14 protein-coding genes are annotated in these 18,313 nt (G+C 44.8%); 3 read left to right on the forward strand and 11 right to left on the reverse strand.

Annotated features, from left to right (window positions below; all coding sequences use genetic code 11):
• Positions 1-185 precede the first annotated feature (185 nt).
• The 10 genes from MKX68_RS28305 to MKX68_RS28350 form a co-directional block, all read right to left on the reverse strand.
• Positions 186-1,904 carry a hypothetical protein gene (locus tag MKX68_RS28305; protein WP_340915149.1) on the reverse strand — a complete coding sequence of 573 codons (1,719 nt, stop codon included), beginning with the start codon at positions 1,902-1,904 and terminating at the stop codon, positions 186-188.
• Positions 1,905-2,025: 121 nt separating this feature from the next.
• On the reverse strand, positions 2,026-2,898 hold the full coding sequence (locus MKX68_RS28310; protein WP_062834079.1) for a carbohydrate ABC transporter permease: 873 nt from the start codon (positions 2,896-2,898) through the stop codon (positions 2,026-2,028).
• A gap of 39 nt (positions 2,899-2,937) precedes the next feature.
• On the reverse strand, positions 2,938-3,840 hold the full coding sequence (locus tag MKX68_RS28315; RefSeq protein WP_062834078.1) for an ABC transporter permease: 903 nt from the start codon (positions 3,838-3,840) through the stop codon (positions 2,938-2,940).
• A gap of 111 nt (positions 3,841-3,951) precedes the next feature.
• Positions 3,952-5,553, reverse strand: coding sequence for an extracellular solute-binding protein (locus MKX68_RS28320; protein WP_340915152.1), 1,602 nt, complete (start codon positions 5,551-5,553; stop codon positions 3,952-3,954).
• A gap of 395 nt (positions 5,554-5,948) precedes the next feature.
• Positions 5,949-6,320, reverse strand: coding sequence for a hypothetical protein (locus tag MKX68_RS28325; RefSeq protein ID WP_340915154.1), 372 nt, complete (start codon positions 6,318-6,320; stop codon positions 5,949-5,951).
• A gap of 239 nt (positions 6,321-6,559) precedes the next feature.
• On the reverse strand, positions 6,560-8,803 hold the full coding sequence (locus MKX68_RS28330; RefSeq protein WP_340915156.1) for a helix-turn-helix domain-containing protein: 2,244 nt from the start codon (positions 8,801-8,803) through the stop codon (positions 6,560-6,562).
• 21 nt (positions 8,804-8,824) lie between these two features.
• Entirely contained in the window at positions 8,825-10,033 is a 1,209-nt protein-coding gene (locus MKX68_RS28335) for an MFS transporter (RefSeq protein WP_340915158.1), read from the reverse strand.
• Positions 10,034-10,097: 64 nt separating this feature from the next.
• Positions 10,098-11,150: an ROK family protein gene (locus tag MKX68_RS28340; RefSeq protein WP_340915160.1), complete on the reverse strand. Its 1,053-nt coding sequence runs from the start codon at positions 11,148-11,150 to the stop codon at positions 10,098-10,100.
• A 35-nt stretch (positions 11,151-11,185) separates the two neighbouring features.
• Positions 11,186-12,424 carry an ROK family transcriptional regulator gene (locus MKX68_RS28345; RefSeq protein WP_340915162.1) on the reverse strand — a complete coding sequence of 413 codons (1,239 nt, stop codon included), beginning with the start codon at positions 12,422-12,424 and terminating at the stop codon, positions 11,186-11,188.
• Between the two features lie 656 nt (positions 12,425-13,080).
• Positions 13,081-13,920, reverse strand: coding sequence for a YitT family protein (locus MKX68_RS28350; protein WP_062834072.1), 840 nt, complete (start codon positions 13,918-13,920; stop codon positions 13,081-13,083).
• A 374-nt stretch (positions 13,921-14,294) separates the two neighbouring features.
• Between MKX68_RS28350 and MKX68_RS28355 the strand changes: the two genes are divergently transcribed.
• The 3 genes from MKX68_RS28355 (at position 14,295) to MKX68_RS28365 (ending at position 17,185) form a co-directional block, all read left to right on the forward strand.
• Positions 14,295-15,353: a fatty acid desaturase gene (locus tag MKX68_RS28355; protein WP_340915166.1), complete on the forward strand. Its 1,059-nt coding sequence runs from the start codon at positions 14,295-14,297 to the stop codon at positions 15,351-15,353.
• 87 nt (positions 15,354-15,440) lie between these two features.
• Complete coding sequence (locus MKX68_RS28360) at positions 15,441-16,589, forward strand: sensor histidine kinase (protein WP_340915532.1); 1,149 nt, start codon at positions 15,441-15,443, stop codon at positions 16,587-16,589.
• A complete protein-coding gene (locus tag MKX68_RS28365; protein ID WP_036608692.1) occupies positions 16,586-17,185 on the forward strand; it encodes a response regulator transcription factor in 600 nt (199 codons plus the stop codon). Before MKX68_RS28360 ends, MKX68_RS28365 begins: the two co-directional genes overlap by 4 nt.
• 190 nt (positions 17,186-17,375) lie before the next feature.
• On the opposite strand, the gene MKX68_RS28370 is transcribed toward MKX68_RS28365, so the two are convergent.
• Positions 17,376-18,284, reverse strand: a complete 909-nt coding sequence (locus MKX68_RS28370) for a hypothetical protein (RefSeq protein WP_340915168.1) — start codon at positions 18,282-18,284, stop codon at positions 17,376-17,378.
• Positions 18,285-18,313: the final 29 nt, after the last annotated feature.

Genomic DNA, 18,313 nt, shown 5'->3' on the forward strand with positions numbered 1-18,313 from the left:
TACCATCTTCCGATCGCTGTTATCCCCAGATTTTTTTGATCCCCTTCTCCAAAGGGAAAAATCCGGTGATAGCTTATGCTTCCGATGCAGCTTTCTTGCAGAAAGCTTTCAGGCGAACGCTCCGCTTCTTCAGATCCGTTCTGCACTCTTCGTTCTCGTGTAAATGTTCAGTTCATCTTATATACCTATTTATTCCTCATACCGTTGTCTTCACGGAGAGTCAATTCAAATCTCATCTTGTTCGCAGTTTTCCCAGGCACATAACGATAGATGATCTCCGCATGATTCACGTACATTAATACGGATGGTTCAGGCGCTTCAGCCTTCACGATACACGTAAGTCCAGGGAACTGCCATAACGCTGGTGTAATGTCCTGCTGACGAAGGGATGGCCCTCTGATTTCAAAATAAACATCGATCTCTTCCGCCGTATCCAGCTCCACATCAATGGTTAACGAATCTGGCGTGAGATCCACGTCAAACGTCACTCCGCGCAGATGACTGTTCCACCCCTCGCCTACCTCACGGCGGATCAAGCGAAGATAATAACGCTCCCCCATCTCTGTCTGCCAGTGGATCGTGGCTGGATGCATCTGGCCGTTGGTATTCACACTTCCCGACATGGCACCAATCATCCGGTCCTCACCAATCCAGGCTTTGGCCGTACATAGATTCCGATTGGACGTTGGATCATTGCGCTCACACAGTTCCATGAACTGTTTCTGCACAAGCCGATCCTCTTGATGAGCCTTGAAATACGGCACGGCTTCCGCGGGCACATCTACCCCAAGGAGCGCAATCAGTGGATCATGGCCTGACTCACAGTTGATTCCTGCCAGATATTCATACCCTTCTCCAAGCAAGAGATAGATAAATACACCGATTGAACTATGCTCTCGCATCTCCATGTCGTACGCCCGAGAGAATGGGCCGGAGAGATTTTCGAGGTTGGCATTATAATATAGCGCAATGTTATTCCACAGCCCATGTTCAATTCGGTGTCCAATTTCAAGTAAACGTTTGGTGACTCCGTACTTTCGATACATACCAAGCACGGAGAGATCCACCCCGTAATACGTTGTTGTATTGAATTCAGCGAATGTCCCGTCGTACTGTTCAAACTCCTTCATCAATCCCTCCGCCTGTTCATCCGAATGCTGAATCCATTCTGTTCGGTTCAAGCGATGGCCGTAGTAGTGGGTAATGAAAATATGCATTAACTCAATATTGGTGTTCATGGGGATTACGTCAGATAACCTGCGTTCTATTGACCCTTGAACAGCCAATGCCATGGCATGGTCCATCCGTTTCATGAGTGTCTCCGGTATAAGTTCAGCGAATTCAGCAGTTACGACCACACAGACACAAGCGATAAACTCGCGCCAGTTGGGATCATAGCTGATCCAGACCGGTGGCAGAATCTGATTCACTGCCGAATGAAAAAGGCGTTTCAGTTGTTTGGAATCTGCCGCCTCTGTGAGCAGAGATCCATCTTCCTGTAGTTTATGGATAAACTGCGCAGACACCTTCTCAAAGGTGCGTTCCAGGAAATAGGCCGTGCCTGGCGCAAAAGATTTCCAAGCATAGTGACCCGCTGGTGGATGCACATCAGTTGGCCGGGTCGCGAAGGTTCCGTGATAGATCTCATCCGGAGCGTCATATTGAACATCGAGCACCTTGTGGAACACTTGTATCGCGCGTTCCACATCACCAGGCTCATTTCGAATCAACAACCCAAGCGCATAATGTGCACTGGCTCGTGTGCTGTGCTGCGATGAATCCTCTTCTTCAAAACTCCGAAGCAGATCCAGTTCCTTATCATAGAAGCTATCCATCATCGTCATGGACTGGTTTACAAGATACTGCTGCTCTTTCGACATCTTTTCTACCATTCGTTGTGTCATGTCATGCGCCCTCCCGAGACTATAGGTGCGTGTTCAAAAAGATCAGTTTTCAGTACCAAGAAGCTGATGATGCCACTAGGCATCATTCGTAATCAAAAGTGAACTTTTTGAACAACCTCTATTAACCTTTTACAGCACCTACCATTACGCCACTGATAAAGTACCTCTGCAACCACGGATACACAAGCAAGATCGGTAAGGTTGAGAAAATAACGCTGGCTGCTTTCAGACTCTCAGGCAGGACTTGAACGGCACCAATGCCTTCGTTCTGCATCAGTTCTGTAATCTGGTTTTGCTGAATCATCTGATACAATTTCAATTGCAAAGGGTAAAGCTCAGGCTTGGTGATATACATCAGTGCATCCTGGAAACCATTCCACCGTCCTACTGCGTAGAACAGGCTCAGTGTCGCCATAACCGGAAGGGATAGCGGCAAAATAATACGCATAAGTGTTCCGAAGTGGCTGCTTCCATCAATGCCCGCCGCTTCTTCGAGACTTTCGGGAATCCCTCGGAAGAAGGTGATGAGGATAATCATATAGAATGGACTAATCAATCCAGGCAGAATAAGTCCCCATGTGCTATCGAGTAGATGCAGATTTTTGATCAGAATGTACTCGGGAATAATGCCCCCACTGAAGAACATCGTCACCACAATGACAAGCATGAACCACTTACGCCCTTTCAGATTACTCTTCGCCAGTGGATAAGCTGCTGCAATGGTCATCGCCATGCTTAACACCGTACTCAGGACGGTCAGCCAGATCGTATAGATCAGGGAACGAATCATCGATCCATCTGCAAATACTTTGGTATACGCCTCAAAGGATAACTCTTTGGGGAAAAAAGAAACTTCTCCTGAACCGATCGCCCGGTTTGAGCTGAGCGAGATCGCAATAATATGAATGAATGGTGCAAGACACAGCACCATCGTAATGATAATAAGAATGACGTTTACCGTGTTGAATATTCGATTCGCCGTGTTTTCAGACATCTCACTCACTCCTTACAGATCATATGTGAATCAAATCCACTACATAATGCTCTCATCGGTCAATTTCTTGGACGTATAGTTTGCTCCGAGTATGAAGACAAGTCCAACTAATGCCTGGAACAAACCTACAGCTGTTGCGAGCGTGACCTGACCGGATTGTAAACCGACACGATAGACAAACGTGCTGAGCACATCCGAGTATTCACGTACAGCCACATTTCCGATAATAAATGGTCGGTCGAACCCGATAGAGATCATGTTGCCGACATTAATGATCAATAAGGTAACAATCGTTGTTTTGATGCCTGGCAAGGAGATGTGCCAGATTCTGCGTAGCCGACTTGCTCCATCCACTTCTGCCGCTTCGTACAGTTCCCGGTTAATTCCTGTCAGGGATGCCAGATACAGAATCGTACCCCAGCCGGCACTCTGCCACACGCCTACCGCAAGATACGTGAAGAGCCAATAGTTTTTGTCTGAAAGGAATGGTAATGGATCAAATCCCATGCTCATCAAGATATTGTTAATAAAACCCGATTGTGTACCAAATACTTGAAGTACGATCCCTCCAATAATGACCCACGAAATAAAGTGAGGAATGTACAGTAAAGTTTGTGCCAGTTTTTTGAACCAAGCCTTTTTAAGCTCGAACAATAAGATGGCCAATATAAGCGGCGCCGGGAAGGACACCAGCAGATCCAGCATGTTAAGCACTAACGTGTTGCGTAATGCCGTGTAAAATCCCTGATTTTGAAACACTTCTCTGAATGCATCCAAGCCAATCCACTCACTACCGGAGATCCCTTGAAAGAAGTTAAAGTCCTTGAACGCAATCTGCACGCCATACATTGGCCCATACTTGAAAATAATGAAGTAGATCATGGGCAGTAGGAGCAACGCATATAGTTGCCAGTTTCTGCGGAAATAGATGCTTGTTTTCATAAACCTTCCCCCCATGTCATTCAGGATTCTTCATCAAGGCGATGTTGCCATCGCCCTAATGAATTCCCTGTTCTTTGTTGTCATACACATTAGATGTGAACTCTACTCTACTTATTTCATCGCTTTGTAAGCTTCTGTACGTTCATCCAGGATCGCTTGACCACCGCTTGCCATGTAGTCTTTCATCATGCTGTCATACGTGGCTTCAAAATCAGCGGGTTTGGAAATGGTTGTTTTCACGAAGAACTCCATGAATTTGTCTTTCAAGCCGTTACCGTAACGTGCTTCTGCATCAATCGGTTTGGAGAAACGTACCGGTTGAATCGTGTCCGTGTTGGAAATTGCTACCGACTTGCGCATGTCATCCCGATACTTCGACTCTACCTGTACGACATAAGCCTCTTCATTTTTCTTGTCATCCCCAACGTATTTACCATTAACGATAATGGCAATGTCACCGGAATTATAGATACGACCTGCGATTTCAGGTGAAGCATCATCTTTGATCAGTGGTACACCATCCACGAGCTCATAGTTCTCATTTTCAACACCGAATTGCAGGTCGAACAGGTTGTTGCCCGAAGCCATCCAATCCAGATACTTCATCGCTGCTTCCGCATTTTTGCTCGATTTTGGAATCATGACATACATCGCATTGGGAGCATATGCCGGTTTGGCAAATTTGCCTTCGGAGTTCTTGAATGCATCAATCGGTGTGATCACTGCACCCGGTTGATTGGTTTGCAAGTTTTTGTACGTACCGGAAATGTAAATCTCCCCTGCATCTTCGGTGTAGAATCCAACTTTGCCGTTAGATACATCTTCCCACAGCTTTTTCTTGTCTTTATCTAGTCCAAAGTCCTTGCTCATTAATCCTTCATTATAAAGTGTGTTCATATATTTCAGAGCGTCCTTGAAACCAGGCAACAACGTTGGATAGTCATTGGAACCCAGTTGCTGCGTTAATGTATATTTTTGTTCTTCCGTTAGCGGTTCAATGAATGACCAGATCAGGGGTTCATATTGAGCCGAGGCAATCGACATCCCCATTGGGATAAGTCCTGTGCCAACCTTACCCGGATCTTTTTCCTTAAAGGCCTTCAATGTTGTATGCAGCTCCTCAGCTGTCTCAGGGGAAGGCAATCCGAGCGCATCCAGCCAGTCCTGACGAACATAGGATGCGTACTTGCCTAGAACAAGACGTTTACCTGGAACCGCAAACTGTTGTCCATCGTATTGACCGTAGGCCAGCGTTTCATCTCCCAGGAACTTCTTCAGGTTAGGACCGCTTTGATTGATCAGATCCGTAAGTTCGGTCAGACCTCCTTGCTCTGCATACCGATTGAATGTTCCCGAGTCGTAGGTAAATACGATATCAGGTACTTCAGATCCACTCGCCATCAGAACGTTAAGTTTCTGTACTTCCTCCGAACGTGGTACCGGAACAAACTGAACATCAATGTTGTTTGGATCACCAAACTTCTCTTGTATGAAGCGAGTCAGATAACTGTCCGAAATGGTGTAGCCCGCCGGAGTATTTCCGCGGTCGAAGATTTCTACTTTCAAAGTCGTTTTTTCCCCCGAACCCGACTCTCCTGATGAAGATGCAGATTCGCTTCCTGATGAACATGCGGATAATAATAGAGTGAATGCTGTTACCACTGCGAGGATTGAACTTGCCTTGCCTGCCTTACGTCTTTGAAATAATCTCATTTGACCTTTCCCCTTTCGCACACTCTCTGAATGAATTCACATGATTGCCACTCCACTTTGTTCAGCCCATTTTGTTGCACCTGTGAATGTCACTAATCATTACATATGATCTGATATTTAGACAATAAACTATTTTCAAAATGTAAAATTCACGTTTTTTAAGTTAAATACCGCGATATATAAACATATTTCCTGACAATATACAATTTTCACGCCATTAATGTTAACTATAATAACATATAATGTTGTATTAAGATCGATTTCTCATGCCTAATTTGGCATCACCCATCTTGCAATAATCCTTTTTCCATTGAATCTCTCTTCAAAAAAAGAAAAAGAGACCACATCTTATGTGATCTCCTTGTTTAGCAACACGTGTAGAACGTTTCGACGTACTAATTCCTCGGTGGAAGATTAAACTTCACTTGACCAAACAACGTATCGATGGCATTTCCTGCAAATTGATCGATAACATGTTCGTTGTTCGTATCCGTATGTTCCAAAATCAATACATTATACTTCTCATCATAATGCATTCCGCCCAAAATAAATCGTACAGGAATGTTCTGAGCCGCCCCTGCCTTCGAAATGGCCTGAATAAGTTCGGATTCATGCCTTTGTTGACTTGTCGTGTAGGTACCAACAGGTATAGTTAACGTATATGACGAGTCATCTACATGAAATATAAATGTGTTGTTGTTTGCTGTAATGGTAACCCCTTTACTGATATCTACTGACCCCCATACTTGCTGTCCGTGTTTGTACATCATCTTCACTCCTGCCCTATTAATCTATGAATTGTCATAATGCTAGTATAGGACATTCGTAAAATTCCATAACAACATACCAGCTACACTGGCCTAAGATCGTTGTTGAACATCCAAAAAATCTCCTGCAAAGGACGATAAGGGAAAAACCTTATTGCCTCATTCAGGAGATTTCATTGATATCTCTAAGATTATTGGATTTCACCCGATACTCGGATGTTCTAACACGTGCAATACCGTTATTGATCTCCTTGTTTTCCACTCTGCTTGCGGTAGTCTCCTGGTGTCACGCCCATAATCCGTTTAAATACTCTGCCAAAGGAGATGGCATTGGCATAACCCACTTGCAGAGCAATATCCTGAACAGCCATATCAGATGCAGACAACAGACGGCAGGCCTTTTCGACCCTCAATTTCACCAGAAAATCAACAAACTTCATCTCAAACTCTTCCTTGAACAAATAACTCGCATATTTACCCGAGATCTGGAACCGATCACTCAGATGTTTTAGCGACAGATCCGGATCATCAAAATGCTCTTCGATATAAATTCGCAGCTCGTTGATCATCGCACGATGACTTTTCGTTTCATTCACAGACACATAATTGCGATAGACCTCTTTAAGCCATTCCTGCAAAATCTCTTGAATTCCCTCCAGTGTATCCACCTGCTGGATATCACTGCGAAGACGAGTCAGGATTTCCTCGGCAAATTGGCTTTGCAACCGCTCAGACAGCTCCCCGAATTCACGGGACAACATCTGGATTAACGCCTGCAGCAACATGCGAATATCGTTATCTGTAATCTGATCTTCGCTGAAAGCAACAAACATCTGGTCCAGCTGCGTCCGCCAACCATCACCGGTTAGTCTGAATTCACGGACAAAGTCTGCGAGCATCTGCAAATACTTGTACGATTGCAGCTCAATACGATCCGGCAGTTGCTCACTGAGAACGATGGCATCTTTACCAAGGGTAAGTCTATGCTGCAAACCCGCATCTGCACTCGCATAGGAACGAGTAATCTCCTCCCAGCCCGATACGGTTCGTCCAATCCCGAACGTAAACCGGAGGCGGAAGTTTTCCGCAATCCACATATGCATCTGTTTAGCCAGATCCATAAGCAATTCACGGTCCAGTCCTTCCTGCTCATCCGACGCAATCACCACAATAAGCCTGCGGTTCCCAAACCATTCAGCCCAACCACCGAATTGAGTCTCGTTCTGCACAAGTTCTTCCACTACGTTCATGAGCGCAATCTTCAGAATATTCTGATTGGTCGAGAGATCGTCACCATTCATCTCTGCAATGAGGACAGCAACACTCTTCGGTTCCATGAATCGTTCCTCTAGTGGTTGCAGATGGCGAAGTCGCTGACGGAACGAATCCATTCGCTCTCCTTCCATCAGATCAACAAGCAACTGTCTGCGATGAATCAGCAAATTTTCATGATGTTGTTTCTCATAGTCAACCGTTTGAGCAATCAGATGTTCCAGCGCACGGTCGATGAGTGCCAGTTCATCCTTGACGGATGGTGCTGCTTCATCCTCCTCGGCACGTGGCTGTAACGCCTGAATTCGATTCATGATGAGCTGGATGGGCCGCGTATTTCTGCGCGTAATGTAGATTAGTCCCGCCACTGCACCAACAATCGTTAATAATCCAATACCGATCCACACATAAGAGACGAGTGATACCCATGAATACAGCTGTCCGGATTGAATGCCGCTCTCAAAGACCAGACCAAGCTTGTCCGCAGTCACACGATTAAGGATTTCACCTGCAGAAGGGTCCATTTGATGCGCGGTATAGATCAGATTGTCGCTCTTATCTCGAACCTGAAGAACAGATAACTTTTCATTGGTCATGTTATCAATCTGCCGTTCTACTGCATACATGCGGATGGTAATGACGAGCAGTCCTTCCCCGCCCCACGGCAAAGGAAGCCACTTATTCATGCTAATTACCTGTGAAGGTACGTCGAAGGAACGTTCCTTATAATCACGTGGCAAGTTCCAACCGAGATTCTCCCGATCTTTCAAGGCTTGCTCAATATAGGCGCGATCTTCAAAATCTTCCAAACGCATCATGCCTCTGGGCGTAAGAATCTGGGAATCGGACATGCGATAGAGATAAATGGATTGAATCATATCCTGCTGATCCAGCATACGTCCCAGCCCACTTGCTGCATCATAGATGAACTGACTCGATAATTGTCCCTGGCCAGCTTCCAGAAAGCGACTATATGTTTTGTTTGCGCCAATGTCTTCAAGCAACCGAAGTTCAATGTCACTTAGCGAGCGCTCCAGTGTATCCACGATATAGCGGGTGGAGATCATGTCGGCTTTTTGTGTTTCGTTACGTGAGAGTTCGTTGACAATCAGGAAGGAGAGAAAGATCAGAATGGAAATCGTAAGCAGAAAAATAGGAAAATACGAATACATCAACTTGGTGTGCCAATTCCGCTTCAGATTTACTTTCATAGGCTCCAACTCCTTCCATCTCTATTCTAATGAGTATGCTCTTCTCTGTTCTTTGGCCTGCCTGCTGACGATATACAGAATCACTGATCCTAGTGCCGCACTGATCGTGCAAGCCAGATACATCAGTGATGGACCGCCGGAATCGAGTAAATATCCGTTAAGCATATTACCAACAATTCCGCCCAGGCCAGCAAACACCATGTTAAATAAACTTTGTCCTGTGGCTTGCATCTCCCGTCCCGTAACGGAAGCCACATATTCCACTGCTGCGATATAGAAGAATCCGAAGGATAACCCATGCAGCACCTGAACGCCAATCATGACCTCAGGCGTCGGCCATAGCCATTGTATCCCCCAACGTAACATATACGCCCCGGCTGCAAGCAGCATCGTCCGTTCATGTCCCCATTTTCGGAGTATGAATGCTGCTGCCAACATGGATGGAACATTGGTAATCGACGCCAGCAACAGTGCTGTACCCGTCATGGTCACAGAACCGCCAGCCATCTGAAATGAAATAACAAAAAAGGAGTTAAACGCAGTGAGCGTTTGGTTAACCAGGAAACAGCCTGTTAGAAATAGAAGGAATGTCCGGTTTCGGAGCAATCTTGCCAAACCTACGGAGAAGGTTACCGAGGACGAGGAGATACTCGTCTGCCGGGGAAGTGTACTTGCCAGTATAGCGCTCAGAATGTTAAACAGGAGAAATGGTAGCCATAACATGTGAATGGAAAACTGGGAGAGATACATCCCTGCGGCAAATCCACCAACTCCCGTTCCTATGCTGCCGAAGAGTCGGATCATGCCATATGAGGTGTTTGCGGCTCTCGCGGCTGTAACCGCATAGGAGTCAGCAACGGGTATTTGAGTCACTTGGAATATAGTGCATAAAGTATAAATCAATATTAATATAAAGTACACTTGAATATTGTAGAAGTACGCTAACGACGCAGGAACAAGCAGGCTTATGACCAGGACGAACCGTGTCTTTTTAAACTTATCTACCAGAATTCCCCATATAGGTTGAAGAATAATGGATACAAGTGTGCCAAACGCCATAATAAATCCGGTTTCTTTACTTGAAAAACCTTGTGCAACCAATATGGGATTAATGTACGGGTTAAACATCCCCCCGGCAAGCCCCATAAACAGATATAGGCCCTGTAATTTGAGTAAAACACGTTTTGCATCATTGGAATCGGCTTTTGTTTTCTCTGTGTAAGCCTTCATATGTCTACTTCTCATCCGGATCTCCATCCTTTATTTCTGTAGTTGCTTCGCCTATTCTCTATTTTTATGAGCGTGTCAGACTCGATTTGATTGCAGCCAATGCCCCGATTGCTCCTGCTTTGTTCCCCAGTTCAGCTACAGCTAAAAGTGTAGGCAGAACGGTGTAACGTTGGAGGCGTGTGCGCACTTCATTTAGATAATAGGATGGGTTGGATGCAGCCACGCCACCACCGATCACTATAATGGAAGGATTGAGTAAAGCCGTAATATTCGCCAGACCTCTAGCCATATAACGCATAGGCAGTTCCAGAATCTCAAGTGCAGCAACATCACCTGATTCGGCTGCTCTGAATACATGTCTGGCTTCAATCTGTTCCACTTCCCCTCCTGCCAGACTCATAATCAGGGATAAGAAACTCCCCTTTCCAGCAGCAAAATAACGCCTCGCCTGTTCGGTAATTCCCGTACCTGAAGTCACTTGCTCAAATACGCCAAAGGAATCCGCATCAGCAACGTAACCGGCATGAAGCCCTTCGTCTCCTGCAATGAAATGCCCAATCTCACCTGCTGCTCCATTCTGGCCGCTGTAGAGTTGTCCGTTCAGGATAAGAGCAGCTCCAATGCCTGTTCCAACCGTGACCATCACACAGTGTTGATGTCCCTGCGCTGCCCCTCGATCATATTCTCCCATTGCGGCCAGATTCACATCATTGTCCAACATGATATTCCCGCTGTAATACTTTGCAATAACAGGGCGAATATCTTGCTCAGGCCATTGAAACGCTGGAGCACTTCGCAGTATTCCCTCCTCCTGTAGAATCACTCCAGGGAATCCCAAACCTGCACCCGAAAGTTGACTCAGACTGCAACCAATTTCACGGCAGAATGTTTCCAATTCAGTGAATAACCATCGGAAGAACTCATCCGGCTGATCACTGGCAAGTGTAGGCAAGATACGTTCATAAACTTCACTTCCAGCCTGTTGTGATGATAAAAGCATCAATGTTTTGGTGCCTCCAATGTCAATACCTGCTATCCAACCGGATGGATCACCTCCAACCGTACCATCCTGATTGGACAGATCATCATTACTTACATTTTTCACGGATTCTGTCATCCCGTTTCCTCCTCACATGTTGTATATCCATTCTCTTAGTCCAACGCTTCCTGCTGAAGGTTCAGCATCGTTTGTTGGATGGCCACCTGCACCGCACCAGTGACCACAGCCTGCTCACCAAGTTTGGAACAGATTAACTGTGGTTGCACCGGGAATTGCTCAGATATAATCTGCCTCAGTAAAGGCAATAACACATCACCGTTTCCTCCTACGCCTCCGCCAAGCACAATGAGATCTGGAGCAAGCACAACGCTAATCTGCCGCAGAGCTGAAGCAATCTTCTGGCTGTATTGCTTTAAAATCTCTAACGCCTCTACTTCTCCACGACGTGCAGCTTCAAATAACTTCTCGGGAGTCAGGTGTCTGTGAAGATCATCTGTAACTACATGTCCTTTTACATCCGCATCCACATCCGAATCCGAATCAGCAACTTCCAATAGTTCATCATGCGAATTAAGATGAAGGTTCGCCAGTTGCATCAGACCATCAGCGGACAGCACTTCCTCCAGACGTCGACCATCGTCCACCAGCATCTCTGCGATCTCGCCAGTTAAGCCACCTAAACCTCGAAGCAGTTGGCCATGTACCATGATGCCAGCACCCGTCCCTGTACCAATCGAGAAAAAAACAAACAAGGGATACCCTGCTGCTGCACCACTCCGATACTCCCCAAGCGCCGCTAGATTCACATCATTTTCCAGAATTACTTCACAGGGAAAAGCTCCTGACAACGACTCTAGAGAGAAAGCTTCTTCCAGACCCGCTAACGGGTCCACAATACGATGGATACGCCCTGAATCAGGCAGCACTACGCCTGGTATACCAAACCCGATGCATTGAATCTGATCCCAATTCAGATGATTCTTATCAAGCAATTCGTTCATATGGCTTCGAAGAAGCTCCAACATCGTCGCTTCTGCTGGCTCATGAGCTTTTTGAACAACCATAGGATATGTTCGATAGGCAATGATCTCTCCATTCAGATCGGATAATGCAATCCGAATACGTGTTGCGCCGATATCTATCCCACAGACATAATAAGCCGTTTCATTGAAACGAATGAGGGTTGCTTTGCGACCCTGAGCGTTGTCAGCTCTCCCCATTTCCCTCACCAGATTACGGTCAATCAGATGTTCGATCGCCAAAGACACCGTTGGTTTACTAAGTCCGGTCTGACGGCTGATATCCGCTCTCGACATCGTTCCCTGAGTTATCAGGGCATCCATAATGAGATTTTCATTCAGATTGCGGATATACTGCGGTGTGCCAGCCATGTTATCGCCTCCTCTAATAGTTAGCATTTTTCATAATTCGATTAAAGTCGCTCTCGGGTACAAAATATAGACGAATAACACCGTTTCGATCTATATCTTGCTGATTGTAAAACGCTCTTGGAAATTATGCTAAATGCTTAGTTAGTTAGGTTTATTAACAAATTGATTAATTCAATATATCATCGTGCTTAGTCGGTGTACAGCTTTTTGTCATTGCACTCTCTTACTAGAAAGAACCAACCTTCACCTGTAACACAAAAGCCTAATAAAGGAATTATTATACAATAATAGACGTTTATACATTTCCGAAACAGTGACGCGGTCATAGAATACCTTATCACGATCAGGGAGGTTTTAATATGTATAGAAAACATCATAAATGTCATCATCCAAGACCAAAGTGTTTTTACAAAAAAATTACGAAAACTTGTGTTACCAAAATCAAATATGTCCCTACAAAGTGTAAAAAACATTGTTGTGTCACTGTTGAATATTGTCCAGTCAAAAAAAGAAAACATTATTAATATTCTTTTGCCCTTCTCTATAGAGAAGGGTTCTTTCTATTTGAACTAGATTAATACCGGATACCATTAACCTATCAAAAAAGTTGCGGTGATATTTCACCGCAACTCCTTTCTTCCTTATATACATATTCATTAAGTTTTGGAGAGTTCAATAAATCCTTCACCGAATACATCACGCACGTCATGAATGGTGATAAAAGCAATCTCATCTTCCGCTCGTACAATCTTCTTCAGCATAGAAACTTCCTGTTTACTAATCACAATGTATAGAATTTCTTTCTTATTTTTCGTGTAATAGCCATGACCAGACAGGACGGTTACTCCGCGATCCATCTTCTCAATAACTTGCTTCGCGATTTCATCCTGTTTGGAAGAGATAATCATGACTGCTTTTTTCGGATTGAGTCCTTCAATAATGAACTCCATTGTTTTGGTTCCGACAAACAGCAAGACAATTGTACACATTAATCCTTGCGGTCCAATGATGAAGTATGAGGAGAAAGCCACAATCAGATCGAAGAACAGAAGTCCGTAACTGATATTCCAATCCAGATATTTGTTGGCAAGTCGGGCCAGGATCACTGTTCCCGCCGTTGTGCCTCCCACTCTAACAATTAAGCCAATACCAAGACCGGCAAATACTCCGGCAAAGATGGTATTGATCCAGAGTTCATCCGATGCAATCGTCCAACTCTCCGTCAGATGCAGGAACAACGAGTTGAATACAACCGCAATAATCGTATACACCGTAGTTGTTTTATCAAGAAACCGGTATCCCACAATTAACAAAATACCGTTCAGGATCAAGTTCATCAGTCCAGGGGACCATTCAAACAGGTAATACAAAATAATCGTGATACCCGTGACGCCGCCTTCAGCCAAATCGTTCGGGATGACAAACAGGTTCACCGCCAGTGCAAACAGAAATGCACCTGCCATAATAAATAGGATATCCGTAATTCGTTTCTTCATTATGCATTCCATCCAATCCATCAGAAATCAACCTAATCGACCCGTCTCATAAGTTGTCATAACCACTCAAAGATAGATTTTACCATGCTCTCAACAAAATTTGTATACATAATACAAATTGTTGCGTAATTTGTGCAAAGGAATTTGAAAAACCTGCTCTTCTGTCTGCTGCAGAGCTATTGAGTATCATGCACCCATGACAAATGTCATGGTCCATCATTGATATTCATCATTACAGAAGGCTGACGTTTATGACTTACTGTCATGATCGGATTGTTTTACAATGATAAAAACGCTTCCTACAGGAAAGCTTAGCGGGAAACGTCAAGTTGTAGCTGATTACAGTTATAACGATTGAAGGAGGATACAATTTTATGAACAGATCAAAAGAAATGGCCTTAAAAAAAGAAGTTACCCCTTACGAAAAAAATGATCTCAGATTAAGTATCCGTCAGTTAATCAATACATTGCTCCCGCTTTTCTTGTTATGGGCAGCTGCTTACTTTAGCTTATCGGTTTCCTACTGGCTGACTTTCCCTATTGCCTTGGTGGCATCCGGATTTGTACTTCGGACCTTTATTATTTTCCATGACTGCTGTCATGGTTCATTCTTCAAGAGCAAACGCGCCAATGATATTCTCGGTACCATTACGGGTGTATTAACAGTGACACCTTATCAGCAGTGGAAAAACGAGCACTCTATCCATCACGCGACAAGCAGCAATCTTGACAAACGTGGTGTAGGTGATATCTGGGTTATGACGGTTGACGAATACAAAGCAGCTTCTCCTTGGGGACGCCTTTTCTATCGAATTTATCGTAACCCGTTTGTATTGTTTTGTATCGGACCTATTTACGTGTTTCTGTTGGCTTACCGTTTTAACCGTAAAGGTGCAAGACGTAAAGAACGCATCAACACACATCTGACTACCGCATTGATCTTAGTGCTCTATGCATTCATGTCCTGGTTAGTCGGATGGCAGGCTTTTGTAATGGTGCAGGCACCTATCTTCTTCTTCTCCGGTTTCTTTGGTATCTGGCTGTTCTACGTGCAACATCAGTTCGAAGAGACGTATTTTGAACATGAAGATGAATGGAGTTATGTAAAAGCAGCTGTTGAAGGCAGTTCTTATTACAAATTGCCAAAATTATTGCAATGGATCAGTGGTAATATCGGGTTTCACCATGTGCATCACTTGAGCCCGCGTGTACCTAACTATTTCTTGGAAGAAGCACATAACGCAACACCACCCTTGCAAAAAGCTACGACTATTACACTACGTTCCAGTCTGGTTGCCCTGCGCTTCCGTCTGTGGGATGAAGATTCTAAACAGTTTATTAGCTTTAGACAGCTCAAAAGCTTATCCCGCAAGCCGTATGTTCAACCGCCTATCCGAGTAACCAATCCAGCGGGTCTGACAGAGAAGCCTTAACTCTGTCGGATTCGTTTTCTTGTGTTCAAGCCATAGTCATGCTACAGTCATGCTAAAGTTGAGTACAAGTGCAAGGAGGAGAATTACATTCAAAAGTGGATGCAGATTTTTTATAAAAATACAGGGTTGAACCCTTATGTATGGCTCGTCTTTTTCATCCTGCCCTTCTATTACATTTCACAATATTCCAAATTATGGACGATGGTAACAGGCATTATTATCATTCTCGTTTTCTTCGTCTGTTATCTTCTCGCCTTCATCACCAAGGGCTGGCAGGTATACATGTGGATTGGATTGCTCATTGCCATATCCATTACGATGACGATTGCCTATGATTATGCCTACTTCTCATTGTTTCTTGCTTTTTTTATTGGGAATATTAAAAATAAAGCCGGTTTCTTCACCCTCTACTCGGTGAACTTGGGAGCCAGTTTCCTAACCATTAATTATGGCTTTATCAATCAAAGTTCATTATTGGTGAGTCAGTTCCCATTTGTATTCATCAGCTTAATGGCCTCCATCCTGCTTCCAATCAGTACGTATAACAAAAACAAGACTGAACAATTGGAAGGCCAATTGGAGAATGCGAACAAGCGACTTGATGATCTCGTAAAAATGGAAGAGCGCCAGCGTATCGCTCGTGACCTGCACGATACACTTGGACAGAAGCTCTCTCTGATCGGTCTGAAAACCGATCTGGCGAGACGGCTGCTCCGCAATAATCCCGATCAGGCTGAGATCGAGTTGAACGACCTCAGACAAACGGCAAGTACAGCTCTGAAGGAAGTCCGGGAAATGGTCACCACCATGCGTGGTACACAATTGATTGATGAACTGTTCCGGGCGGAACAGATTCTGAAGGCCGCTTCGATTGAATTTGAGCTGGAAGGCAATCCGAAGTTACAGGATACGTCACAATTAAATGAAAATGTGCTCGGTATGTGCTTGAAAGAAGCTGTCACCAATGTCGTCAAACACAGTCAGGCAACAACCTGTACCATCACCATTAAGGAAACACTGGCGGATAATGTGTTAACCATACAAGATAACGGTGTTGGAATAGAACGAACTCGCAAACAGGATCGGCGCGGAACAGGAATTTTGGGCATGAAGGAACGACTTGAATTTGTTAACGGTTGTCTGGATATTCGCTCTGCAACAGACATCCCGGGTACAGCCATCATTATTCATGTTCCGAAACTCGTCCGCAAACCGATAAAGGAGGCAGAATCATGATTAGAATTGTAATCGCGGAAGATCAGCGCATGATGCTTGGCGCCTTGTCCTCCCTCCTCAATCTGGAGGAAGATATGGAAGTTGTCGGACGTGCCAGCAACGGCCAGGAAGCCCTTGCCCTTGTCCAGGAGCTTGCACCAGACATCTGTCTGATGGATATAGAAATGCCCGTGAAAAGCGGCCTTGAAGCTGCAGAAGAACTTAAAGGAATGAGCTGTAAGGTCATTATCCTGACCACTTTTGCCCGGACCGGATATTTCGAACGTGCCCTAAAGGGCGGTGTCCGTGGTTACCTGCTCAAAGACAGTCCGATTGAAGAACTTGCCGAATCCATTCGCCAAGTCATGAACGGCAGAAGAATCTTCGCTCCCGATCTGGTCGATGAAGCTTATGTAGAAGAAAATCCCCTGACAGAACGGGAGAATGCCGTACTAGGCCTCATGGCAGATGGGAAGAACACCAAGGAAATCGCCGGGCATCTATTCATCACAACGGGAACGGTGCGTAACTACATCTCCATTATTCTCAACAAGTTAAATGCCAGTAACCGCATTGAGGCCATCACCCGCTCCAAGGAAAAAGGGTGGTTCAAATGAAAGTACCGCTTTAACCCATTGAAACAAAAATAAGCATGTACCACGGCTGCACAAGCTGCGATAACATGCTCCAAATAAAAAGCTTGGCCCAGGAAAAAATTGCTGGGCCAAGCTTTTTTATGTGTATCGTAACAATCCAACACTCATCTCTTCTACACTGCAGAATATCCGTAAAACACTCAATCAAGATTTATTTCACAGATACAGCCATGCCAAGAGCTTCTAATGGCACTTGATCGGTCTTAAGCTGATGAATTTGGTTACCGTCCTGCCATGAGATCGTTACATGAACTGACTTTCCACCACTTGGATATTCAACCTTGATATACCCTTTATCTTTGGGTACAGGCAACGTATGGGACTCCAGGTACTCTACCATTTTCTTCGCTATGCCCGGATTATTCATTTCATCTTCGGATACCGAACGAATTTCCAGCGTCCATCTACCTTCTTGCCAAGTCAGATATTGACTGCCTGCGGCACCTTCACTCATGCCTTTGATGCCATGTCCCAGATCCACAGCCATATCTGCTGGAATATCTTTCAGGTCCGTCTCAGGGAAAATTTCTGGCTGATCCGGGTCCTTATAGGTCTTCACTTCATAGGAAGCCAGTACAGGTATCTTACTATCGGATGCGGTTAAAGATTGATCATTAATGGCAACAGACTGAGTGGTAGCATAGAAGTTTACCTTAAATGTATCAGCAGTATTGGACAGTATTGCCGCACCCAAAGATGTACCCTTGTCCAATGTGAATGAAGTGGGTAACGCTGCATCCTTCATCTTCAACTGGTTGCGAACTTGCTTGATTATATCATTCACACCTGATTGACCAGTAGCAACATGGTTGTCGCCCGCCTGCGATCCTGATGTTTCTTCATTATCTGTTGTGCCCGTATTCCCTTTGGTCCCTGTTTCATTTTCATTAGAAAAATCAGCACCACCGCTGCCGGTCTCGGTCTGTTCACCCACTGTTGTCGTTGGTGAAGAACTGTTCTCTGATGATGCTGCATTTGAATCCGGTCCGCCACATCCTGCCAGAGCAAGTAAAACGGCTGTCGTTACTGGAATCGTGATCCATAATGGTTGTTTCTTCATGATGTGTACCTCCTTCGTTGTAGCCAATC

This window comes from Paenibacillus sp. FSL M8-0212, from assembly GCF_038004645.1.
Taxonomy (GTDB): Bacteria; Bacillota; Bacilli; order Paenibacillales; family Paenibacillaceae; genus Paenibacillus.